17 protein-coding genes are annotated in these 22,752 nt (G+C 69.6%); 11 read left to right on the top strand and 6 right to left on the bottom strand.

The features are described 5' to 3' along the window. The first annotated feature begins 453 nt into the window (after positions 1–453). Positions 454–1,443: a DUF6585 family protein gene (locus D892_RS0106485; protein WP_024800469.1), complete on the top strand. Its 990-nt coding sequence runs from the start codon at positions 454–456 to the stop codon at positions 1,441–1,443. On the opposite strand, the gene D892_RS0106480 is transcribed toward D892_RS0106485, so the two are convergent. After that, entirely contained in the window at positions 1,433–2,044 is a 612-nt protein-coding gene (locus tag D892_RS0106480; protein WP_024800468.1) for a maleylpyruvate isomerase N-terminal domain-containing protein, read from the bottom strand. The genes D892_RS0106485 and D892_RS0106480 overlap by 11 nt on opposite strands. 472 nt (positions 2,045–2,516) lie before the next feature. Here D892_RS0106480 and D892_RS0106475 point away from each other — a divergent pair, with 472 nt between their 5' ends. The 3 genes from D892_RS0106475 to D892_RS40565 are packed head-to-tail and all read left to right on the top strand — an operon-like array spanning position 2,517 to position 6,346. Then, entirely contained in the window at positions 2,517–2,732 is a 216-nt protein-coding gene (locus D892_RS0106475) for a hypothetical protein (protein ID WP_024800467.1), read from the top strand. Between the two features lie 5 nt (positions 2,733–2,737). Further along, positions 2,738–4,174 carry a radical SAM protein gene (locus tag D892_RS40570; RefSeq protein WP_156959406.1) on the top strand — a complete coding sequence of 479 codons (1,437 nt, stop codon included), beginning with the start codon at positions 2,738–2,740 and terminating at the stop codon, positions 4,172–4,174. Continuing rightward, entirely contained in the window at positions 4,175–6,346 is a 2,172-nt protein-coding gene (locus D892_RS40565; protein ID WP_036566795.1) for a TOMM precursor leader peptide-binding protein, read from the top strand. Positions 6,347–6,451: 105 nt separating this feature from the next. On the opposite strand, the gene D892_RS43500 is transcribed toward D892_RS40565, so the two are convergent. Both D892_RS43500 and D892_RS0106460 read right to left on the bottom strand, forming a co-directional pair. Further along, on the bottom strand, positions 6,452–9,559 hold the full coding sequence (locus tag D892_RS43500; protein WP_024800466.1) for a hypothetical protein: 3,108 nt from the start codon (positions 9,557–9,559) through the stop codon (positions 6,452–6,454). Positions 9,560–9,751: 192 nt separating this feature from the next. After that, entirely contained in the window at positions 9,752–10,510 is a 759-nt protein-coding gene (locus tag D892_RS0106460) for a CPBP family intramembrane glutamic endopeptidase (protein WP_024800465.1), read from the bottom strand. Positions 10,511–10,724: 214 nt separating this feature from the next. Between D892_RS0106460 and D892_RS0106455 the strand changes: the two genes are divergently transcribed. Beyond that, positions 10,725–11,177, top strand: coding sequence for an EXLDI protein (locus D892_RS0106455; RefSeq protein WP_024800464.1), 453 nt, complete (start codon positions 10,725–10,727; stop codon positions 11,175–11,177). Between the two features lie 4 nt (positions 11,178–11,181). Here D892_RS0106455 and D892_RS43495 read toward each other — a convergent pair whose 3' ends face one another. From D892_RS43495 to D892_RS0106440, 3 genes are all read right to left on the bottom strand, one after another. Beyond that, a complete protein-coding gene (locus D892_RS43495; RefSeq protein ID WP_024800463.1) occupies positions 11,182–11,844 on the bottom strand; it encodes a hypothetical protein in 663 nt (220 codons plus the stop codon). Between the two features lie 86 nt (positions 11,845–11,930). Beyond that, positions 11,931–12,860, bottom strand: coding sequence for an RluA family pseudouridine synthase (locus tag D892_RS0106445; RefSeq protein ID WP_024800462.1), 930 nt, complete (start codon positions 12,858–12,860; stop codon positions 11,931–11,933). A gap of 50 nt (positions 12,861–12,910) precedes the next feature. Then, positions 12,911–13,375, bottom strand: a complete 465-nt coding sequence (locus D892_RS0106440; RefSeq protein WP_024800461.1) for a hypothetical protein — start codon at positions 13,373–13,375, stop codon at positions 12,911–12,913. Between the two features lie 144 nt (positions 13,376–13,519). Here D892_RS0106440 and D892_RS0106435 point away from each other — a divergent pair, with 144 nt between their 5' ends. The 6 genes from D892_RS0106435 (at position 13,520) to D892_RS0106410 (ending at position 22,724) form a co-directional block, all read left to right on the top strand. Further along, a complete protein-coding gene (locus D892_RS0106435) occupies positions 13,520–14,833 on the top strand; it encodes a SidA/IucD/PvdA family monooxygenase (protein ID WP_024800460.1) in 1,314 nt (437 codons plus the stop codon). A gap of 35 nt (positions 14,834–14,868) precedes the next feature. After that, positions 14,869–15,810: a methionyl-tRNA formyltransferase gene (locus tag D892_RS0106430; RefSeq protein ID WP_024800459.1), complete on the top strand. Its 942-nt coding sequence runs from the start codon at positions 14,869–14,871 to the stop codon at positions 15,808–15,810. After that, positions 15,807–18,914 carry a non-ribosomal peptide synthetase gene (locus D892_RS0106425; RefSeq protein ID WP_051499013.1) on the top strand — a complete coding sequence of 1,036 codons (3,108 nt, stop codon included), beginning with the start codon at positions 15,807–15,809 and terminating at the stop codon, positions 18,912–18,914. Before D892_RS0106430 ends, D892_RS0106425 begins: the two co-directional genes overlap by 4 nt. Beyond that, positions 18,911–20,044: an AMP-binding protein gene (locus tag D892_RS0106420; RefSeq protein WP_024800457.1), complete on the top strand. Its 1,134-nt coding sequence runs from the start codon at positions 18,911–18,913 to the stop codon at positions 20,042–20,044. Before D892_RS0106425 ends, D892_RS0106420 begins: the two co-directional genes overlap by 4 nt. A 68-nt stretch (positions 20,045–20,112) precedes the next feature. Next, positions 20,113–21,051: an ABC transporter substrate-binding protein gene (locus tag D892_RS0106415; protein WP_024800456.1), complete on the top strand. Its 939-nt coding sequence runs from the start codon at positions 20,113–20,115 to the stop codon at positions 21,049–21,051. Between the two features lie 11 nt (positions 21,052–21,062). Then, the gene (locus D892_RS0106410) at positions 21,063–22,724 is read left to right on the top strand and encodes a condensation domain-containing protein (protein ID WP_024800455.1); all 1,662 of its coding nucleotides are present in this window, start codon (positions 21,063–21,065) and stop codon (positions 22,722–22,724) included. The last annotated feature ends 28 nt before the right edge of the window (positions 22,725–22,752 follow it).

Raw genomic sequence — 22,752 nt, 5'->3', positions numbered from 1 at the left:
CCGCTGCCGCGTGAAGAGCGTCGGACTGTCTGTGCAGGCGACCTCAATAGAAATTCCAGTAGATCAGGCATTGCCGACGGGGGTTCTCCCCGTTGGTTCCGGGGCTTGTCGGCTGACCGCATTTGTGTGCACGAGCTACGGCAAGACGGTACTCGGAGAACGGAAAATCTGCTGGCACGCCCGCCGCCTTTCGGTGATGTTCCGGAACCGGACCGGCCGTCCGCCGAGCGCGTTCCGCCCGCCGTGACCGGAGGGCGTCATACCGCCCGAAATGTCGCGAGCCACACGCTTTTTCTCGGAGATTCGGTCGATTCGGGCTCGTTGTTTCCGGGAATCGGTGCTCGAAAACCGAAGGCCCGCTTTCTCGATTGCGTTCGAACCGCGTGGGCACTGGCGGTATTTCGTCCAGTCGAATATCATCCGCGCGGAGCCAAACCGTCCGATGGAGGGACAATGACCACCCCGAGCACGCAGCAGCGCGAAACCGGGGGAACCGGAGGTCGGCGAACGGTACCCCTGTCGCAGCTGATCTACCTGATAGCCGACCACGACAAGCTGGGCGAACACCGGCAGACATTCCTGCCGGCACCGATGAGCGGTGACACGGTCGTGCGCGGCTGTGCCCTGGTGGCCGGCGGCCTGGCCGTCGTGGGCGCCCTGTGCGCGGCCGCCGGATCGCTGGTGGGCGGCGGCGTGGTCGGCGGGCTGGCGCTGGTGCCGGCGGCCGCAGCCTTCCTGCGCGGGCGCCGCAATCGCGGCAGCGGCACCGCCCGGCTGGATCTGTTCGACTACGGCCTGACGGTGTACCGGGCGTCCGAGGACGTCGTGGCGTTTCGATGGGACACCGTGGAGGTCCGGCAGCAGGTCATCCCGTTCCACAATGCGGCCGCCGCGGCGACCGACTACTCGTTCGTGCTGACCGGCCCGGGCGGCAGCGGCGCCACCTTCGACGAGAAGACCTTCGAGGGCGCCCGCGAATGGGGCCCGGCAATTCAATCCGCCGTCACGGCAACACAATTGCCCGCGGTCGTCGAGGTGATCGACGACGAGCAGGCGGTACTCTTCGGGGAAGTCGCCGTCGACCTCATCGTGCTCACCTATGCGGGCAGGTCGTATCCGTGGGAACGCATTCAGCGCATCGAATCCCAGCACGGTCTGGTCTGCATCAAGGTCGACGGACAATGGGTTTCGCTGGCGCCGGTCGAATCCATCCCGAATTTCTATATTTTCAACGAGGTCGCCGAGCGCCTGCGCCTGGCGGCATTGGCGGAAGCGGCCGAGCGGGGCGCCGTTCCCGATATCGACGGTGCGGTAGCGGGATCCGAGGACGAAGCGAATACTGTTGCACAGAGCGGTAATTCGGCTCCGGAGGAAACCGGGGCGGCCGAGATCACCGGTACCGCAAACAATTCGGAGTGCCCGGACCGGAACGTCAACGCATGACCGGAAGTACCGGCGCCTTCGATCGACCGGTGGCCGCCTCGATGAAGGTGACCGAATCCGGTACGGCGGACAGGATCTCCACCGTCCTCCGCAGTGCCGCCTCCGGAACCGGTTCCCCGCCGATCGCGGCGATCAGGTCGAGCAGATGCACGGTGCCCTCGACCGTCATGGTGTCGGCGATCGCCCGGAAGCTGACCGAGCCGAGGAGCGGGTGCCTCAGCCCGGCCGCCGGTTCGGCGGCGCGGAACTCGGCGAGCATCGTGGGGCCGTGGTCGGCGAAGTAGCCCACCAGGGTCTCGCGGCCGACCGCCGCCGCCTGCTGCGCCATCTCGGCAAGGTCGTCGGCCATCGTATGGGCCGGCCCGCCGGGCTCGTTCATCGTGCGCAGCCAGTGCGGCGCGGTGGTGACCGCCGGCGATTCCACCTGCTCGCCTCGCAGGAAGTCGAGGACCTGCGCATCGGGCGCCATGTGGGCGACGAGGTCCTGCACGGTCCAGCCCGGCAGTCGGGTGGGGGTGGCCCACTGCTCCGGCGTCAGCGCCGCCACGCGCTCACCCCAGGCCCGGTTCACCGGCTCCAGTGCCTCGATGTCCACGTCCACCCCTCTCACCCTGCGTGATCGGCACATATCGACCGGCCCATCACATCATCGACCTTCGGCACTTGACAACCGGTTTTCGATACGACGCCGAGCGGTGAATTCGGGGATTTGTGGTGGCGTAGGGGGTTGGTCCCGGAGTTGCGGTCCGATTTCCGATGCGGTTATTGGGGGAATCGAGTAGTGCCTCGTGGGGCGGTCGCGTGGACAGGGAAATTCAGGTAGCCGACCACCTATCCGGTGACGTGGTGCTGTGCCACAATCGGATTGTGCGATTTCTGCGCATTCGAACCATAGGGAGAAGTTTGATCGAGAAGACGCCTTCCCGGCGCTGACCGCATGCGCCGGTAAAAATTCGTGTATTCGCGCCGATTCATTATAGATCCGCGCTGCGGCGGCCTGCGCCGCTGATTTTCCATTGATTCTCGGACAATTCTCGTCCGAGTTGTTTTCACGATATCCCGAGGAGGAAGAAATGACAGGACCGGGTGGATCCGGGCTCGATACCGAGGCGCTGGCGAAGGCGTTGTCGGCGGCGAGGCTGCAACTGGACAACGCGTTGGAGCATGTCGGCGGCACGGTCTCGGCAGATCTGGTGAAGGGCATGGGCGACGACACCAACACCAGTTGCCAGAACAGCGGTTGCGGCGGCCCCAGCGGGTCGGTCGAGCGCGTAGCACAGCCGGAGTAGGCATCATGGACACCGCAGTCGCGAACGCCGCAGCCGCCGGCGGGACCGGACGCCAGGTGCCGCGGCTGCGGGCCGACGCGCAGACCGGCACACCCGATGCGGCGGAGCACGGGTTGCGGCTGACTCGATTCCATGTCGCCACGCCTCCGGTGGCCGGCGCCGGAGGCGCCTGGCGGGCCGTGTTCTGCACACGCACGGCCCAGCTCCGCATCGTGGGCGACGCTGCCTGGAGTCACGTCGTGGCCGACGACCTCGGGCGCCTGACCGCCGCCGAGCGCGACGGTTTGGTGGAGGCCGGCCTGCTGGTCCCTGCCGGAAGCGATGAACTCGCGGAGGTGTTGCGGGACAACATAACCGCGGCCGAATCCACCGAGATGCTGTCGCTGGTGGTCATGCCCACCGCATCGTGCCAGCTCGGCTGCGGATACTGCGGCCAGCTGCACACCCAGCGGTGGCTCAGTGAGCATCATCAGGACCAGTTTCTCCGGATGGCGGCCGCGCGCCTCGACCGGAGTGCGTACCGGCAGTTGTTCATCCGGTGGTTCGGAGCCGAACCGCTGTCGGGGATCGGGGTGATCCGGCGGTTCTCGCCGCGCCTGCAGGCACTCGCCGCCGAGCACGGCTGCACCTACGGAGCCAGGGTCGTCACCAACGGTCTGGCCCTGACCGAGTCGCTGGCCGCCGAACTGGTCGACACGCACCGGGTGCGGATCATCGACATCACTCTCGACGGTGTCGCGGAGTATCACGATCGGCGCAGGATGGAGAAGAACGGGAAACCCACCTACGACCGCATCTTCCGCAATCTGGTGTCGCTGGCCCGGAGCGACCTGGACGTCACGATCAATGTGCGGTGCAATGTCGACGCCTCGAACCACGGGGGCGTCATACCGTTGCTGCGGGCGTTGGCCGCGGCCGGAATTCAGCGGCGCATCAATTTCTATGTCGCACCGATTCACGACTGGGGTGGAAACGGTGCGGAGCGAGCGTCGTTGTCGCCGGAGGAATTCGCCACCGAGGAGATCGAGTGGCTGTGTGAAATGATCGCTCTCGGTTTTGCTCCCGGGGTGCTACCGACGCGGAAACCGGTGGTCTGCATGGCCGTCGAGCCGCACTCGCTGCTCGTCGATGCTGTCGGCGGTTTGTTCAACTGCACCGAGGTTCCCTACGTGCCGACGTATGGTGGTACGAATCGCTATCGGATCGGGGATGTCACCGTGGGTGAGAAACCCGACGCCCGGCGGGAACTCGGGAGCTTCAACGAGCGGGTGGCGCGGCACGAGTACCCGTGTTCGAGTTGCCGGATGCTTCCGGTCTGCGGCGGTGCGTGCCCCAAAGCGTGGAACGACGGCCATCCGCCCTGTCCGAGCACGCTGCACAATATCGAGGCGCGCTTGCTGCTGGCGGTGACCGCTGTCGCGTCGCCGAACCGGCCGAGCTGAATGCGACTCGAACTTGCCACCGGGGCAAGGGTTCTCACCGAACCCGACGGGGTTGTCCTGATATCGGAGATCGGAACCTGCCGTCTGCCGGACGCGGCGGCGGTGGCCGCGCTGGATGCGATCGTGCCGCTGCTGGACGGCAGCCGCGACCGCGCCGCCGTCATCGCCGCCGCACCGCCGGAACTCCGGCCGCACTGCCCGGCACTGCTCGATGTGCTCGAACGGGCCGGTGTGGTCACGACCGTCGGCGGCGTGGGCTGGAACGCCGAGGACAGGTTCTACCGCACCCGTGGGCTCGATCCGGCCGCCGTCGCCGAGAAGCTCTGCCGCGCACGAGTATTGGTGGTAGGGGACGAGACCTGGACCGATCCCGCCGCAGCCGGGCTGGCGCGGCGCGGTGTGCGAACGGTCGGCCGGTCCCGGAACGTCACGATGCCGCCGGACGAGAGCTTCGACCTCGTCCTGATCGGCGCCGCCGGCGGCGACCTCGCCACCCGCCGGGCCGTGCACCGTATCTGTCGCCCGGTCGGAACAGCCGTGCTGGACACGGTGATCCGTGGGAACGAGGCCGTCATCGGCCCGCTGAGCCGTGACGGAACGGAAGCCTGCTGGTACTGCGCGCGGATGCGGCTGCTCGCGCACACCCCGGACGCACTGCGACAGCCGTCCGGCAACGCGACGAGCGGTCCCGGAACGCCGCCGATCCGGCCGCCGGGCTCGGCGGAGATCGTGGCGGGTCTGGTCGTCTCCGAAGCCGCCGCTCTGCTCACCGGATACGCCGAACCCCGGTTGCTCGGCGGTGTTCTCGTCTTCGACTTCGCCACTCTCCGAAGCGATGTGCGTCCCGTGACGCCGCTGCCGCACTGCCCCGAATGTGCGCCGGGCCGGACGATGATCACCCGGCCTGCGCACGGTGGCGAGGAACTGCTGTCGGATATTCGCCGCGTGACGGATGTCCGGACCGGAATCATCACATACCTCGGAGACGATGCCCACGAACCCGGGGACCCGTGCTTTCCGTTCCGGGCACGGGCCGTCCTCGCGCCGGGCACCGCGGCCACCTATCCGGGCGACCGCCTGGAAACGGCGAGCGGAAAGGGCGCGACTCCCACCGAGGCGCTCATCGCGGCCGGTGCCGAAGCGCTCGAGCGGTACTCGTCCTCCATCGTCGCCTCCGAGCGTGTCGTACGGGCGCCGCGCGGCCACCTCCCCGGCGATGTACTCGACCCTGGCCGGCTGCCTCGTTATCCCGAACGCCGATACGGCCGCCCCGGATTTCCGTTCGTTCCCTTCGACCCGGACGCACCACACGGCTGGATCCGCGGAACATGGCTCGACACCGGCTCTTCGGTGTGGATGCCCGCCCTGCTCACCTACTACCGTTCGCCGGAATCGCTCGACCACAGTTACTGCCAGGTGACCTCGAGCGGATTGGCCGCCGGGGCGGGCTATTCCGATGCCGTCCGGCGCGCCGTCCTCGAACTGCTCGAACGGGACGCGTTCATCGGCACCTGGCTGCATCGGCGGCCCGCCCGGCCCGTACCGCGCCGGCACATCGCCGACGAGGACACCGTACGGGCCGTCACCGAACTCGAACGTCTGGGCGCCACGGTCGAGTGCTATCTCCTGCACGGGGCCATCGATCGCGTGCCCACGATCCTTGCCATCGGATTCGGTGACGGTCGACGATGGCCGGGAGCCCATGTGGGCGTTGCCGCCCACCTGGAACCGCGTATCGCCCTCCGCAAGGCCGTTTTCGAACTCGCCCACACGGGAAATCACCTCCGCCGGCGGATGGCGGCGAGTGACATTCCAGAGCTCGCGGCAGCCGATGTGCGGACGTTCCTCGACCACGCGCTCTACTACGTCCCGGCCCGGCGCGCTGTGGCCTTCGACTTCCTGCGCGACGCCGCGGTTGCCGAGGTGACCAGGTCCGAGTTGCGGGCCCGCGACGGCGGTCTGTCACTCGAGGACATGGCGGCCCGGCTGTCCCGCAAGGGAATCCGCTTCGCCCTCGCGGATCTCACCGCCGCGGACCTGCACGCCGTGCCGATCCGAGTGGTCCGCGCCCTGGGGGTCGGACTGCATCCGCTGCACTGCGGCGACGGGCTCGACCGCCACCCGGAGGACTGCACCGAATCGGTCAACCCCGAACCGCATCCGCTGTGCTGAGCGGAAGGTCTCGGCGGCCATCCGCATCGACATCACGGCCGGGCGATCACCCGGCCCTGCCGAGAGCGCACACCCAGTCGATGCGGCCGGCATTCCGTCCGGATATCAGCCGCTGACCGCGTAGGGGAGGCGGATGCGGCGCGCGGCGTCGAGGATGCCGAGGATGCGGGAGCCGGGGAGGCCGATGGAGGCGCCGATGGCGGCGGGAGTCCAGGATTCGTCGGCGAGGGTGAGGATCTCGGCGAGCTGTTCGACCGGCAGCTTGGACAACCGGCGCTCGGAGATCTCGCGGGCCACCGCCCAGACCCCCACGTTGTCGATCTCGGCGGCCAGGTCGGCGGCGGACGTACCGGCGTCGACCGAATCCTCCGCCACCGCTTCGGGTTCCGTGTCGGCCACGACGTAGGGGCGCCGGTACTCGGACACGTCGACCGGCGGCTCGTCCAGGGCCAATTGCGTGCCGCGGTGGGTCTGCTTGCGGGCCTGGGTCTTCCGGCCGGACTCGGAAGATGCCGAAGACCGTCCGGCAGCTTCGGGACGAGTGTGCGGATGCCCGGCGTTGGTCTCGGTGCCCCCGCCGCGGCGGTCGTCATCCTCGCGTGCCGCCGGCCCATGGCCCGTTCCGGCAGACCGGGAGCGTCCCCTACCCGTGCCGTGTGATTCGTCTTCGGGCGCCACGGCGTGCTGGGGGTCGGCTCGCCTCGCCCCGGGCTCGTGGCCCGGCCCGCCCATCACCGGCGGTTCGGGATCGGTGCCGGGATCCTGGGGCTCGGCTCCGGGCGCCGCAGCGGCCTCCGACTCGGCGAACTGCTCGCCGTCAGCGGGAGCCGAGGACCGGCTGGAGGCGGCGAGGGTGCGGCGCGTGTACGGGTGCTCGGCCGTCGCCCGGTCAGCTCCGCGCCGATCGTCGCTGTGTGCTTGTGCTGTGGAGCTACGGTCAGGCCGGGTGGTCGGGGATGGTTCGGTATCGATGCCGGGACCTTGCAGTCGGGTCTCGGCCGTCCTGATCTCCGATTCGGCGGGGTGCTTGCCGTTCGCCGGTGGTCGAGAGATCTCGGCGGAGCCCTGCATTCGGCTTTGCTCGGCGGGGACATCCCTGTGCCCCAACGAATCTCTGGCGGGTGGGTCGGTTACCGTCGCAGGCAGCGGGTCGACCGGCTGTCCGGTGTTTGCCCGGGGAGGCGTGGCCTCCGCCGGGTTCCGCAGGGGGTTGTTCTCGATGACAGCGTGGTTCGGCTCGACCGCTGTATGGTTCTGCCCCCACGAATCCCCGGCGGGACGCTCGGTGCTCGTCGTCGCTCGTGTGGGGTCCATCGTGTTGCGCGTGGTGCCGTGCTCGTCGCGGGCCTGGCCTGGCTCGATGCCGTCGTGGTGGCGTTCGGCCTGTTCTTCGGCGTGGCCGTTCACAGGTCGGACCGGCGGCGCGGGACGCTCGGCCGAATCCACCGCGGGACCGTTGTGGTCGGTGTGCAACGAATGGAGGGGAACCTCGCTGCCGTTGGAACGTCCGTTGTTCTGATGAAATCCGTTGTGTCCCACGCCGTTGACGCGATCTCGAGGCACCGGAACGTTGTTGGGCGAGGGATATGCGGTGCCGTTCCGGGGCAGGTAATCCGCTGTTGCCGTGGGGTATTCGCTGTCGTACCCGTTTACGGGAGGTGGCGGGGATGCCTCCGGCCGGACGTCGTCGGCGGGGTGCGGCTGGACTCCGCTCGACTCGGTGGCCGAGGCGGTACCGGACGGGTGTTCGCCGCCGTCGTGTTCGGCGTACAGCGGATGGATGGGAAGCCCGTTGCCGTTGGAGTGGCCGTTGTTCTGGTGAAAGCCATTGGTCCCCAAGCCATTCACATGGCTCCGGTGTGCGGCAACATCGTCGGCCGGGTCGGCCGGAAGGCGAGGGCTGCCGCTGTCGGGAAAGGAAGCCGTTGTTGCCGTGGGATATTCGCCATTATGGCGGTCGGCGGCAGGTGGCCCGGAGATCGCATCATCGACGTGGCGATGATGCGGAGCATCGTGGACGCCTGTGAATCCGGTTGCGGGGTGTGGGCTGCCGTGGTCGGCCTGTGGCGAACGCAGGGGGAGGCCGCTATCGTACGGTCGGCCGTCGTTCGGGTGAAAACCGTTGTGTGACAATCCGTTTACGCGCCTACGATCGGCGGGCCGGTCGATCCCGGCGGATCCGGCCGGGGCAGGCGAGTTGCGAGGCGGGGATGTGTATTCGCCGCCATCGTGTCCAGGGTCGGAACCGGGAAACGTGCCGCCATCGGAATGATCGCGCGGCATCCGGAGGTAATCATCGGTCGCCGACCGTGCCGGTGCCGCGAAGGCGTCGACGAGGCTGTGCGTGAAGGTCCGGCCGGGCCCGCCGGCGGCGTGCTCCGGGATGCCATCGATCAACTGCGCGTACCGGGTGGAAACCCAGGCGTGCAACCAGATCACCACGCCGACCATGACCGGGGCGACCGCCGCCTCGGCCGCGTGCGCGGCCGCGCCCGCCGCCAGGTGCGGGCCCGCATTCAGCGCGATGGTCACTCCCAGTAGCGCGGCCTCCAGGAAAACCACCTTGCCGCGGGCGATCTCGCGCCCCCACCGGGCGGCGGTGGTCGCGACCACCATGATGGTGATGATGGGGATCGAGATCATCGCCTCGAAGCCGTAGCTCAGCCAGTACAGCGGGTCGGACATGTCTCCGCTGGGCACGAGATTCTGCTGGACGTTCACCCCCGCCCACACCATGCCGAGCACCACCACGCCGATCAGCGCGCGCGAGGACCATTCGGCGCGACGGTACAGCTGGGCAAGGCGCGCATCGGGATTCGACACCCGGCGCCGGGCCGCGAGGGCCTTCCGGTGCCAGCGGGCGTCGGCATCGTCGGAGCGGCGCAAGGCGAGCGCCACGCGCCGGTCGCGCTTCTCGGCGGCCAGTTCGGCGGATACCGCCCGGCGGCGCTGACGCCGGCGCTGCCCTCGAATCCATTCCGCCAGATCGCGTTCTGCCGAGATCTCCGATTCCGACAGCTCCTCGAACAGCGCCGGATCCGTCTGCAAGGGGAGCTTGCCGCGTGCCGTTGCCACCCGCTGCGCCAGGGCGGCGATCTCGGCATCGGCGGGGTATTCCCGAAACTCCGCCGCTCGTCTCGCCCCCGGAGACAACGCGTCCGCCGATATCTCGCCCGATATCTCCGCATTCCCGGCCGACTGGTCGTCGCGCATCGCGAGCCTTCCATGAAGCAGGTATGGTCCCGAATATCGTCACAGCCGATTACTCGAACATATGTGTGATCGAAGCGAGAGTAATCCGTGACCTACGCGAGGTCAATGGCAACACCGAACATCAGTTCGGGTATCGGCGCGAAAATGCTCACCTACCCGCGACTTTCGAGCGGAACCCGGCCGGTGCGGATTTCAGCGCAGCGCGGTGTGCCAGAGTATCGCCGCGGTCAGTGCGCTGGCCCCGTTCAGCGACCAGTGCAGCGCGATCGGCGCGAGCAGGCTGCCGCTGCGCCGCCGCAACCAGGTGAATACCGCACCGGCCGCGCCCGTGGCGAGTACGGCCAGCGCTATTCCGCCGACCTGTCCGGCCGTGCCGCCGCCGAGAAATGCGCTCAGCCCGCGATTGCCGCTGGTCAACCCGAGCGACGAGGCGATGTGCCAGAGTCCGAAAAGCAGTGACCCGGCGGTGAATACGCCGCGCACGCCGTACGCGCGGTCGAGCGCGCCGTGCAGCACGCCCCGGAAGGCCAGCTCCTCGGGAATGACGGTCTGCAACGGGATCACGATCATCGACGCGATCAACGCCCCCGAAATGGTGGCGTACCGGTCGGCCAGGAAGAAGGGCCGCGTGATCGGCAGCAGGGCGCCGAGGGCGACCGCGCTCAGCACGATGCCGACCGCGCCCACCGCGTAGAGCGTGCCCCGGCGCCAGTGCCGCGGCGACAGGCCGAGTTCGGCCCAGCCGAGCCCGCGCCGGCGCATCACCGCGACCAGCGCCACCGCGGCGATCGGCACCGTCACGATGTTCGCCCATGCCGAGGTGAAGTGGGCGACGAGATTGGTGCCGGCCAGCACCACCACGACGACGGCGACATCCAGGTAGGCGTGCAGCCGGCGGGCCGGGCCGACGCGCGCCGACGACGAGGCGGCGTCGTTATCGTTTCGAGACATCGCGGCCAGTCTACGTTCATGCGTCCCGCCTCGCCGAATACTCTCGGCGGCCGGCCCTTGTGTTGTATGTATACGTCTACGTATAGTTCTAGCGGGACGGGATGCTCCGGAAGCGAGAATGCCGAGGGCGCACCGGATTCCGGCCGTACCGGACGCGCGTGCGGGAGAGATCAAGGAATGCGCACGTGCGCAGTTGTCGATGAATGGAGTGAACATGATGACCACGGATCCGCAGAACCCGGACGTGCTCGACGAGCGGCCCGCGGAGGGCAACCGGATCGACCTGGTCGGCGTCGAATACGGCGAGATCGTCCTGCGGGACGGCCCGGGCGGCGTGCTCCGGAAGCGCTTCGAGGGCCGCCACCTGGCCGAGGTCCGGGAGATCACGAAGGCCGGCATCGAGGCGACCAGGGTGTACCGCAGCCGCAAGGGCAAGTTCGTGATCCAGCGCCAGCAGGCCGACTGGTCCGATCTGTCGACGCTGACCAGCCTGTCCGACTGGCGGAACTGGCGCTCCGCGCTCGGCGTCGGCGAGCAGAACTGGGGCGATTTCTCGGTGCAGGTGGTGGATTCGCTCGACGAGCTGCGGGTGGCGATCGCGCCCAAGCTCTATCGCCGCGTCGCGGCCGCGGTGCAGCAGCCCCGGACGGAGGACCTGGATATTTGAGCGATCAGAATTCGTGCGGGCCGGGCGGCGGGGGACCGGCCGGGTGGCCCGGTGGGGGACCGCCCCGGCCGAACGCCGGGCCGAGCCTGCGCCTGCTCGCGCCGCGCCGGACCAGAACGACGATGAACACGATGATGCCTAGGGCGACTCCGGCCACGCCGACGCCGAGCGCGAGGACGACCGTAGTGCCGAGCGAGCCGCCGATACCGCTCCCGACCGCTGCGGTGACCCCGGAATCCCCCTGCGTCACAAGGTGGTACGTGCCCGGGGCGGGCGCGTCGAACGAGAACCCGGCCCGCCCTTCGTGCCCGCCGAGGTCGTAGGTCAGCGACGATGAATAGTCCCGGAGCGCAACGGTGCCGCCGTCCGGGTCGATGAGCCGGACGTTCACGCCGCCCTCGAAGACATCGGCCGTCGCGCCGGGATACTCGAAATAGACGGTGTGGCCGCCGGTTTCGGTGAGGTGCACATCGCCCGAACCGGGAATCGAGACCCGCTGGAAGTCGTCGACCGTATTCGACGATCGCAGCAGGCCCGTCACCCCGATCGCGACGGCGCCCGCGATCCCGGCGACGACGAGCAGTGCGGCGAACACGTACCAGCCGGTCGAGGGCGTGATGCGCGGCGGCGCCGGATACGGCGACGACGGAGAAGGTGGCTGCGACACATGACGATCCTCCGCTCCCGCCGCACTTGTCGCTCGGCGTCGTCCGATTGAACCACCGCGCGCCGCCGCCGGTGGTGCGGACCGGCTCAGCCCGCCCATCCCTCGGGATCGACCCACGCCCGCAACGATCGCGTGGTCTCGAAACGGCGCGGCTCGTGCGTGACGGGATCGGTGAATTCCAGTGTGGTGGCCAGCAATTGGAGCGGCCGGGTGAAGTCGTCGACGGCGCGGTCGGTGAGTTCGGGGAAGAAGTCGTCGCCGAGAATCGGGAGCCCGAGCCCGTTCATGTGCAGGCGCAGTTGATGGGTGCGTCCGGTATGCGGGGTCAGGCGATAGCGGCCCAGCCCGCCGCGGTGTTCGAGCAGCTCCACCAGTGTCTCCGCGTTCGGTTCGCCGTCCACCTCGAACGCGCGGATAATGTTGCGCTCCTTGATGATCCGGCTGCGCACCGTCCGGGGAAAGCGCAGGCCCGGGTCGTGCGGAGCGATCGCCTCGTACCGCTTGGCGACCTCGCGGCGGTGGAACAGGGTCTGATAGGCGCCGCGGCGGGCGGGATCGATCACGAACAGCACCAGGCCGGCGGTGGCCCGGTCGAGCCGATGCGCGGGAACGAGATCGGGTAGATCCAGGTCCTGCCGCAGCCGCACCAGCGCGGTCTGCAGAATGTGCTGTCCGCGCGGAATCGTGGACAGGAAATGCGGTTTGTCGACGACGAGCAGCGCGTCGTCGCGATGCACGACGGTGAGCTCGAACGGCACCGAGGTCTCCTCCGGCAGATCCCGGTGGAACCACACCGCCCCGCCCGGCACGTAGGGCGCGTCCGGTGCGATCGGGCCGGACAGGTCGACGATGCCGCCCTCGGCCAGCAGTTCGTCGATGCGCGCGGCCGGCACCCGGGGCAGCCGCTCCACGAGATGATCGCGGATGGTCGCCCAGGTCCCGTCCTCCGGCAGCCGCAGCCGCGCCGGATCCAGCCCGTGCCGCTTCGGCAGCGGCGGCTTCTGCCTGCGCCTCACGCAACGACCCTAGCGGCCCCGGGCGCGGTGTCCGGGGCCGCGCCGACGTGTCAGACCGTGCAGGGCTGGTTGGCGTAGTAGGCGATGGTGCACTCGGATTCGCGGGTCAGCTTCCAGTTCCCGTCGATATCCTTCCAGGACAGCTCGATGAACATGGCGTCGAAGCCCGGGACCTTGATCTGCAGGTTGTGGGTCAGCTGATCGCCGTTCACGGTGACCGGCTCGACGGCCTGCCACTGGAAGCCCGGGACCGTGGCCATCACGCCGCCGACCTTGTCCACCAGGGGCAGTCCGGCCTCACCGGCCTCCAGCTCGTTGGCGCGGGCCGAGCGCGAGGCACCGGGATCGAGCACGAGCTGCAGCTTGGTCTGCAGTTCGCCGATGCCCGGTGCGGCGGCGTGCACCGGCGCGATGGCGGGTGCGGCCACAGCCGGGACGGCTGTCCCGACACCGCCGACGAAAACCGCTGCGGCCAGGGCGAATGCCGCCGCGGCGCGGGAGGGGATTGCGTTCATGGATCTATCCAATCGTTCACGGAACCGTATGTGCCGTCGCTCTCGGACTTGCCCGAAGGTATGGCACTACGGTGCAATATAAGGTAAGCCTATGCAAAGTTAGAATAGCCTCGCGGTGGCCTGGGTCACAGAAACGGAGAGCCGGTGGAAACGCTTCTCGTGGTCGGAGCAGGGCCGAAGGCGATGTCCGTGGCGGCGAAGGCGCGGGTGCTGCGCGAACTGGGCCTGCCGGCGCCCCGCGTGGTGGTGGTGGAATCGCATGCGGTGGGCGGTAATTGGCTTCCCAGCGGCGGGTGGACCGACGGTCAGCATCGGCTGGGCACGGGCCCGGAGAAGGATGTCGGGTTCCCCTATCACTCGACCTGGGCGCGTGGGTACAACCGCGCGATCGATCAGGCGATGATCGCCTACAGCTGGGCCTCGTTCCTGGTCGAGAACGGCAGCTACGCCGAGTGGGTCGATCGCGGCCGCCCCAATCCGCACCATCACGTGTGGGCGGAGTATCTGCAGTGGGTGGCGCGCAAGGCCGAGGTCGACCTGGTGACCGGCACGGTCCGGCGGATCCGCCCGGCCGCCGACGGCTGGCTGGTCTCGGTGGCCGACGGCGACGGCTCGGTCACCGAGATCGACACCGACCGGCTGATGATCACGGGCCCGGGCCACAGCGGCCGGGCGCTGGTCGACCACCCGAAAGTCCTGAGTATCGCCGAGTTCTGGGATCTGGCGGGCAAGCGCCGGCTGCCGCCGTCCTCGCGGGCGGCGGTGATCGGCGGCGGGGAGACGGCCGGGTCGGCGGTGGACGAGCTGATGCACCACGACGTGCTCACCGTCTCGGTGATCTCGCCCGCGGCCACCATCTACACCCGCGGCGAAAGCTATTTCGAGAACGCGCTTTTCAGCGATCCGGCCAAGTGGCGGGCGCTCAGCCTGCGGGAGCGCCGGGACGTCATCCGCCGCACGGATCGCGGGGTGTTCTCGGTGCGGGTGCAGGAGAACGTGTTGGGCGACAACCGGGTTCATCATCTGCAAGGCCGGGTGGTGCGGGTGGCCGAACAAGGCGACGGCGTGGCGGTCACGCTGCGCAACGAGCTGCGCCCGGATCAGGCGCACGTCTTCGATCTGGTGGTCGATGCGACCGGCGGCCAGCCGCTGTGGTTCACCGAGCTGTTCGACGCCGATGCCGCCGATCTGGTCGAACTGGCCGTGGGTGGCCCGATCACCCAGGCCCGGCTGGAGACCTCGATCGGTCACGATCTGGCGGTCGACGGCCTGGACGCGAAGCTGTATCTGCCGAATCTGGCGGGTGTGGCGCAGGGGCCGGGTTTCCCGAATCTCAGCTGCTTGGGCGAACTTTCGGATCGAGTGCTCGGCGGTGTGTCGACGCGCTCCATGGTCGGCGCCGGCGGCGGTTCGGGCGAGCGGCGCCCGGGCTGGCCGCAGACCGGTCCACTAGGCTAGCCTACCCTTAGTCGTAGAGTTGTGAGGTTCGTTTCATGCGTATCGTGTCGTTCGGCTATCAGACCTGGGGCCGCAAGACGCTGCAGGCTCTGATCGATTCGGAGCACGAGGTGGTGCTCGCGGTGACCCACCCCGCGAGCGAGGATTCCTACAAGGGCATCTGGTCGGATTCGGTCGAGGAGCTGGCCCGCGAGCACGGCATCCCCGTGCACCTGACCGAGCGGGCCGACGAGGAGACCATCGACCTGGTGAAGCGGGCCGAGCCGGACGTCATGGTGGTGAACAGCTGGTACACCTGGATGCCGCGCGAGCTGTACGCCATGCCGACGCACGGCACGCTGAACCTGCACGATTCGCTGCTGCCGAAGTTCACCGGCTTCTCCCCGGTGCTGTGGGCGCTGATCAGCGGTGAATCCGAATTCGGGCTCACCGTGCACCGGATGGACGAGCGGCTGGACGCGGGCGACATTCTGGTGCAGCGGTCGCTGCCGATCGGGCCGGACGCCACCGGCACCGGACTGGTGCTGGACGGGCTCGAGCTGATTCCGGAGGTGGTGAACGAGGCGCTGGCCGCGCTGGAGTCCGGCACTGCCGAGTGGCGGCCGCAGAACAACGCCGAGCGCACCTACTTCCACAAGCGTTCCGACCGTGACAGCCGGATGGACTGGCACTGGGACGCCGTCGATCTCGAGCGGTTCGTGCGGGCGCTGTCGGAGCCGTACCCGCGGGCGTTCTCCCATTACCGCGGTGAGCGGGTCGAGATCCTGTCGGCGACGCTGTCGGAGGCGCGCTACGGCGGTACTCCGGGCCGCGTGGTGGTCGTCGAGGGCGGCGGCGTCGTGGTCTGCGGACCGGACGCCCACCGCGGGCGCAACCGCGGGCTGCTGATCACCCGGGTCCGCACCGCCGACGGTCGCGAACACGACGGAGCCCAATTCTTCCGGCGCGGTGGATATCTCACAGATTTACCAGCATGAGGGAGCTTTCTTCCGGGCAGCGCCGCATCTGGTTTCTGCAGACCCGTGATCCCGAGGACACCACGCTGAACAGCTGCGCGGTGTACCGGTTGACCGGTGCCCTCGATTCCGGCCGGCTGCGCGCGGCGGTCGCGGGTGTCCTGGCGCGGCACGAGATCTTGCGCAGCACATACGCTTCCGACCCGGAGGGCGAGCCCTACCGGGTGGTGCGCGACGCGGCCGAGCCGGCGTGGCAGGAGCTGGACGTGTCCGAGCTGGCGGAGACCAGCCGGTCCCGGCGGCTGGAGGTGCTGATCCGGCGCGCGTCCGGGCAGCCGTTCGACCCGACCGCCGAGCTTCCGCTGCGCTGCCTGCTGATCCGCACGGGCGTAGACCAATACGTGTTCGCGATGGTCGTGCACGCCATCGGATGGGACGACGAGGCGTGGCCGGTGTTCTGCGACGAGGTGAGTCGCCTCTACAACGGCGACCCTGTGCTCGGCGCGGACGACCGGCCCGATAACGCCGACAGGGCAGACGAATCCGTGCTCGAGTACTGGCGCGGTGCGCTGCGCCCGCTGCCGCAGCCGCTGGAACTGCCGGGCCGCCCGGTGCCCGCCGGCACGGGGTCGCTGCGGGCCGCCCGCAGCGTGCGCGAACTGCCGGCGGCTCTCGTCGACCGCGTCGAGCGGTTCGCCCGGGACCGGGGCACGACGGCGTTCGCGGTGTTGCTGGCCGCCTACGATGTGCTGCTGCACCGATACACCGCCGCAACGGATTTCCTGGTTTCGGTGCCGATCACGATGCGCGGCGACGACCGGCGCACGAGCCTCGGATACTTCGGGAACGCGCTGCTGCTGCGGGCCGTCGTGCGGCCCGGCGACACCTTCGCCGGCGTCGCCGAGACGGTCCACGACACCGTCTCCGCGGCCTTCGCCCATCGCGATGTCGGCATCGATCAGGTTGTGCGCGCGGTCAATCCGGAGCGTGCCGGTGGCCGAGACGGCCTCGAACAACTGGTGCGCACCGAATTCGGCGTGCGCACCGACGAGATGCGGTGGGAGCTGGACGGTGTCACCGCCGGCCTGATCGAATTCGGCAGCCCCAGCACCCGGGTACCGTTGTCGCTCGAGGTCTTTCCGGTACCCGGTCGAGCCCGTGTCGAGGCCGAGTATCAGGCCGACGTGCTCGAGGAGCGGATCGTCGAGCAGATGCTCGCCCATTATGTCCGGCTGCTGGACGCCGCGCTGAGCGAACCGCAGCGCCGGATCGCCGATCTCGACATGTTCGGCAGCCGCGATCGAGCCGGAATTCTGGAACAGTCGCACGGCGAACTCGTCGCCGCCGAACCCACCACGCTGGTGGCGTTGTTCGAGCGCAGCGTGGCCGCCGCGCCGCGAGCAGTCGCCGTCGTCTCCGCGCCGGACGGTGATCGGGAATTCACCTACGAAGACCTGGACCGCCGGGTGAATCGCCTGGCGCACCGGCTGATCCGGCAAGGTGTCGGCACCGAGGACGTCGTCGGCCTGCGCCTCACCACCTCGATGGAATTCCTCGTGGCCGTGCTGGCCGTGCTGAAGGCCGGTGCCGCCTACCTGCCGATCGACCCGTCCTATCCCGGCGAGCGGATCGACTACCTCACCGCCGACGCGCGGCCCGGATTCGTGCTGGACCGTGCGGAACTGGCCGCCGCCGAGGCGGCCGCCGCGACCCTGCCGGAGGACGGCCCGACCGATGCCGACCGCGTCCGCCCGCTGCGGCCGGACAATCTGGCCTACGTCATCTACACCTCCGGGTCCACCGGAACCCCCAAGGGCGTCCCGGTGTCGCACGCCGCGATCGCCGAACACCTGGAGGGCTTCTGCGCGCAGTGGGAGATGACCGCGCGCGACCGGCTGCTGCAATCGTCCTCGGTCAGCTTCGACGCCTCGCTGCTGGACCTGTTCGTGACGTTGAGCCTCGGTGCGTGCCTGGTGATTCCGAAGCCGGACGCCTTCCGCGACTTCCCGTATGTCGCCGACCTGATCACCCGCTGCGGGGTGACCGTGCTGCATATGGTGCCGTCGCTGCTGCGCACCTTCCTGATGCTGCCGGATGTGCATCAGTGGCGGGCGCTGCGGCACGTGCCGGTCGGCGGTGAGGCGCTGCACGGCGAGGTGGCCGACCGGTTCGCGGGCGTGTTCGACGCCGAACTGCGTAATCACTACGGCCCCACCGAAGGCGTCGTCTCGGCCACACACCTGACCGTCGAGGGCCCGCAGGGCACCCGGATCGTGCCGATCGGTCACCCCAACCGCAACGTGTACGCCTACCTGCTGGACGAGCGGCTGCAACTGGTGCCGACCGGCGTCGTCGGCGAAATCTACCTGGGTGGCGCGCAATTGGCGCGCGGCTACCTGAATCGCCCGACCCGGACCGCGGAACGTTTCGTGGCCGACCCGTTCCGGCCGGGACGGCGCCTGTATCGCACCGGCGACCTGGCTCGCCGCAACACCCGCGGCGAACTCGAATTCGTCGGCCGCGCGGACGAACAGGTGCAGGTGCGCGGCTACCGCATCGAACTCGGCGAGGTGGAGGCGACGATAGCGAGCCACCCCGCGGTGGCGCACTGCGTGGCAACGGCCGTGCTGGACAAGACGATCGGCACCGTGCTGGCCGCCTACCTCGTGCCCAGCGACGCCGACGAAACCGGCAAGACCGAGATCGATATCGACGCCGTGCGCGCGCATGCGGCCGCGGTGCTGCCCGAGTACATGATGCCCGCCACCTTCACGGTGATCGGCGAGGTTCCGCTCACCGAGCACGGCAAGCTCGACCGCCGCGCACTGCCCTCGCCCACGCCTGCGGGCGTCGAGCTGTACCGGGAACCCGCGACCGCCACCGAGACCCGGCTCGCCGAGCTGTTCTCTCAGCTGTTCGGGCACAACCGGGTCGGTGCCGACGATTCGTTCTTCGACCTGGGCGGGCATTCCCTGCTGGCCGCCCGGCTACTCGCCCGGATCCGCGCCGAGTTCGGTGTCGAACTGGCGGTCCGGGCGCTGTTCGACACTCCGACCGTGAGTGGTCTGGCCGCGCTCGTGGAGGCGGCAGCCGTACGCAACACCCCGCTGGAGGTTGGCCGATGACCAGTGTGATGACCGAGATCGCCGATACCCGTGCGGGTTTCGGCCTTCCGGCGGAGGTGCGCCACCGGGTGCTCGGCGAGTGGGCCACCGGCGTGGAGCTGTCGGATGTGGTGGGTATCGCCGGACTTCTGCGGCGCGCCAACGCCGTTCCCCCGGTCCGGCCCGCCGTGCGGTGCGGTGCGGAATGCCTGGACTACGGCCAGGTGTTCGCGCGCCTGGCGCGGCCGGGTGCGCGTGGGGCGGCCGATTCCCTCGATGCCGCGATGCATACGCTGGCCGCCCTCGCCGCGGACGTCGAAGCGCCCGTGCGGGTCCGCAGCGGAGCCGGGACCGTAGCGATGAGCCCGAAGGCCGTGACGGCGGCCGTCGCCGACCGTCGCGCGGTCGCGCTCGAACGCCGGTGGGACTGCGTCGATCCCGCGCTGGGCTCGGCCGATGTGCGGCTGGTCGTCGGCCGCTGGGACTCCGCGGACGTGCTGGTGGAACTGCTGGCGGCGCTGGCCGACGGTGCGACGCTGGTCGTTCCGACCCCGGCCGAGCGCGCCGACCCCGCGGCATTGGCGGAGGTGGTCGCGGCGCGGTCGGTGACCCACGTCGTCGCGGCGCCCGAAACCCTCCGGGACTGGAGCGGCCTGCCCGGCATGCCCAGCGTGCGGCGCTGGGACGTGGTCGGCAGCACGTGCTCGATCGAGCTGCACGACCACCTGCGCGAGCTGTCGCCGGAGGCCGTCGCGAGCTTCGCCTACCGGCTGCCGGAATACGCCGGTGCCGTGGCCCGCGGCCCGCTCGACGGCACCGGCCGGCTGCGCCCGATTCCCGGCGCGCGGGTGCTGGTCCTCGACGAGCACCGGCAGCCGGTCCCGCCGGGCACGGTCGGCGACGTGTACGCCGGCGGCGCCGCACTGGCGGAAGAGGCTGTGGCACAAGATTTCCCGGAGCGGTTCGTGGACGATCCGTTCCCGGTCGACGGCACCGCCGGACCCCTGGTGCGCACCGGCGCCCGGGCGAGCTGGACCGCTCAGGGCTGGTTGGTGCTGGCAGACGAACCCGGCGATGCGAGTGCGCGGCCTGCCGCGCGGCGGGCGTCCGGGGAGATCCGCGCTGTCGGCGGATCGTGGCGAAGGAGCTGACGGAAATGAACCCTGGTCGAACTGTCGCGAGGCGCGTCTTCGGAGCCCGCAGAGGTCGCCCGCGGCGGATGGCGGTGGTGGCGCTGGCAGTCGGTCTCGTGCTGGGTGTGGCCGGCTGCGGATCCGGTGGTGACGACGCCGGTTCGACCGGATCGGTGACCGTCGACCACACCATGGGCAAGGCCACCATCGAGGGCACCCCGAAGCGGGTCGTCACGATCGGCACGCAGTGGCTGGATGCCGCTGTGGCGCTGGGGGTTACGCCCGTCGGCTATCTGGTCCCCGGCGGTACCGGGGCGTCGGTGCCCTGGCTGCCGCCGGAACTGGCGCAGCAGTCCGAGGAGATCACCATGGGCGGCGACGTCACCGAGCAGATCGCGGCGCTGGAGCCGGATCTGATCGTGGCCCCCGGTTTCCTGATGGACAAGGCCATGTACGACAGGCTGTCCCAGCTGGCCCCGACCATCGGGCCGCTGACCACCGCGCAGGTCGATCCCTGGGAGGATCAGATGACCACGCTCGGCAAGGTGCTGGACAAGCAGGCCGAGGCCGACAAGGTGGTGGCCGACGTGCACGGCCGGATCGACGCCGTCACGGCGCGGCATCCGGCGTTGCGCGGCAAGACGTTTCTCACCTGCATGCTGACCACGCCGACCCAGCTGATGGTGCTGGCGGATCCGAAGGACGCCTCGGCCCAGACGTTTTCCCGGATGGGCATGACGATGCCGGAGAAGCTGGTGAACGAGGCCCCGAACGGCGGCCGCCTGGCGCTGTCGCCGGAGCGGCTCACCGATCTGACCGCCGACCTGCTGGTGTGCGGCGCCGCACCGGGATTGGAGCAGAAGTTCAAGCAGCTGCCCGGCTATTCCGATCTGCCGTCGGTGCGCCAGGGCGGCATCGCCTTCGTCGACATGATCACGATCAACGCCATCAACCTGCCGACCGCGCTGTCGTTGCCGTACCTGCTGGACAAGCTGGAGCCGACGTTCGCGAACGTCGGAAAGTGAGGAGGGACCGCATGTCTGATTCTTCCGGTACTCGTTCCGGGGGCCGCCCCGCCCCGACGTCGCTGGCCCAGCAGGCCGCCCTGCTGCCGGAGCGGATGCGGCGCACCGCCGTACCCAATCTCTTCGTCGCGCTGGAGATCTCGCCCGCGCTGGATGCCGTCGCCCTGGATCGTGCGGCGGTCGAGCTGGTGTCGCGGCACGAGATTCTGCGCACCGTCTACCCGGACGATCGCCGTATTCCCTATCAGAAGGTCGCTCCGGCACCCGATTCGGTGGTCGAGATCGTCGAGTCGGAGGATACCGAGACAACGGCCGACGCCGACCACCGCTTCGACCTGGTGCACGATTCGCCGGTGCGAATCCGGTTGCACCGCTCGCCCGATCGCGATGTGCTGTCGATCGCCGTGCACCCGGTCGCCGCCGACGACCGATCGGTGGAACTGCTGGTGGCCGAGCTGTTCGCGACCTACGCCGGCGCCACCGTCCCGGCGCCTGCCCAGTACCGCACCTTCGCCACCGCGGAGCTGAAGACCTTGGCGTCCAACGCTTCCGGGGATGCCGATCTGAACTACTGGCTCCAGCGCCTCGCCGAACTGCCGGAGCGGGCCGATATCGCCGCCGCGGAGCCGGCGCCCGGGGCCGCCTCCCGCTACACCTTCCGCGTGCCACCGGAAGCGATCGCCTCGGCCGGTGCCGGCACCCCGGCCGAGGCGGTGTCGGCGGCGGTGGTGACGCACGCGTTGAGCGAGACCGGGATGGCGGACGACGTCGCGGTCGGCCTCACCGATCCGGGCCGCGCGGCCGACGGCGCCGAGACCGCCCTCGGCGGTTTCGCCAATCAGCTTGTGCTGCGGCTCGATCCGACCGGCGACCGCACCCCGCGGCAGCTGATCGAGGATGCCGCCCGGGCGACGGCCGAGGCCCGCGCCCACGCGGGCACCCGGATCGAGCGGCTCACCCACGAGATGCGCGGCGCGGCCGCGGTGACCAGCGGCGTGCCGTTCCAGGTACTGGTGAACGTCCGGGCGGAGGCCGCCACAGCGCCCGTCGCCGGACACACTGTCCGTGAGCTGACGCGCCGCATCGCCCGGCCGTACGGTGTCGACATCCTGGTGGACGTCGTCACCGGTGACGGCGCGGACGTGACCGTCGACGTCACGCCGGCGCTGGCCGGGCACCCCGAACTCGACGAGTTCGTCCGGCTGCTGGAGCGGAAGTACTCGGAATGGGCCGCGCGACCGGATGATCCGGCCCGGCGACGGGAGGACGGCCCGGCGCTGTTCACCCGGACGACGCTGCCGCCCCCGGGCACCACCGGTCTCGGCGGCGCGCCGCGCAGCGACGAGGAGCGCATGCTCGCGGACGCCATCCGCCAGGTGCTCGACCTGGACGAGGACGACGAGGTCGGGCGCGCCGACACCTTCTTCTCGCTCGGCGGCGACAGCATCGCCGCGCTGCGGCTGGCGACCCTGCTGGGCGAGCAGGGCTACGCCCTGGAAGTACAGACGGTGTTCGAGTTCCCGGCGATCCACGAACTCGCCGAACAGCTCGTGCCCGCCGACCCCGAGGCCGCCGCCACCGACACCGCGGCGCCCACCGTGGCGCCGATGGGCGCGTCCGGCCTGGACCAGGACGCCTTGCAGGCGCTCGGCCGAAAGTTCGCCGCGCAGTAGGCGGCAGGGGTATACACCGAGGAGCTAT

It is taken from the genome of Nocardia sp. BMG51109 (assembly GCF_000526215.1).
GTDB lineage: Bacteria > Actinomycetota > Actinomycetes > Mycobacteriales > Mycobacteriaceae > Nocardia.
Note: the sequence above shows the minus strand (reverse complement) of the source record. Positions and strands in the feature narration are given on the sequence as shown.

What these genes read in the sequence shown, in the direction of transcription:
- D892_RS0106485 (WP_024800469.1), top strand. Translation starts at nt 454, where the DNA reads ATGACCACCCCGAGCACGCAGCAGCGCGAAACCGGGGGAACCGGAGGT.
- D892_RS43500 (WP_024800466.1), bottom strand. Translation starts at nt 9,559, where the DNA reads ATGCGCGACGACCAGTCGGCCGGGAATGCGGAGATATCGGGCGAGATA.
- D892_RS0106440 (WP_024800461.1), bottom strand. Translation starts at nt 13,375, where the DNA reads ATGAACGCAATCCCCTCCCGCGCCGCGGCGGCATTCGCCCTGGCCGCA.
- D892_RS0106475 (WP_024800467.1), top strand. Translation starts at nt 2,517, where the DNA reads ATGACAGGACCGGGTGGATCCGGGCTCGATACCGAGGCGCTGGCGAAG.
- D892_RS0106430 (WP_024800459.1), top strand. Translation starts at nt 14,869, where the DNA reads ATGCGTATCGTGTCGTTCGGCTATCAGACCTGGGGCCGCAAGACGCTG.
- D892_RS0106415 (WP_024800456.1), top strand. Translation starts at nt 20,113, where the DNA reads ATGGCGGTGGTGGCGCTGGCAGTCGGTCTCGTGCTGGGTGTGGCCGGC.
- D892_RS40570 (WP_156959406.1), top strand. Translation starts at nt 2,738, where the DNA reads ATGGACACCGCAGTCGCGAACGCCGCAGCCGCCGGCGGGACCGGACGC.
- D892_RS0106460 (WP_024800465.1), bottom strand. Translation starts at nt 10,510, where the DNA reads ATGTCTCGAAACGATAACGACGCCGCCTCGTCGTCGGCGCGCGTCGGC.
- D892_RS0106455 (WP_024800464.1), top strand. Translation starts at nt 10,725, where the DNA reads ATGATGACCACGGATCCGCAGAACCCGGACGTGCTCGACGAGCGGCCC.
- D892_RS0106410 (WP_024800455.1), top strand. Translation starts at nt 21,063, where the DNA reads ATGTCTGATTCTTCCGGTACTCGTTCCGGGGGCCGCCCCGCCCCGACG.
- D892_RS0106420 (WP_024800457.1), top strand. Translation starts at nt 18,911, where the DNA reads ATGACCAGTGTGATGACCGAGATCGCCGATACCCGTGCGGGTTTCGGC.
- D892_RS40565 (WP_036566795.1), top strand. Translation starts at nt 4,175, where the DNA reads ATGCGACTCGAACTTGCCACCGGGGCAAGGGTTCTCACCGAACCCGAC.
- D892_RS0106425 (WP_051499013.1), top strand. Translation starts at nt 15,807, where the DNA reads ATGAGGGAGCTTTCTTCCGGGCAGCGCCGCATCTGGTTTCTGCAGACC.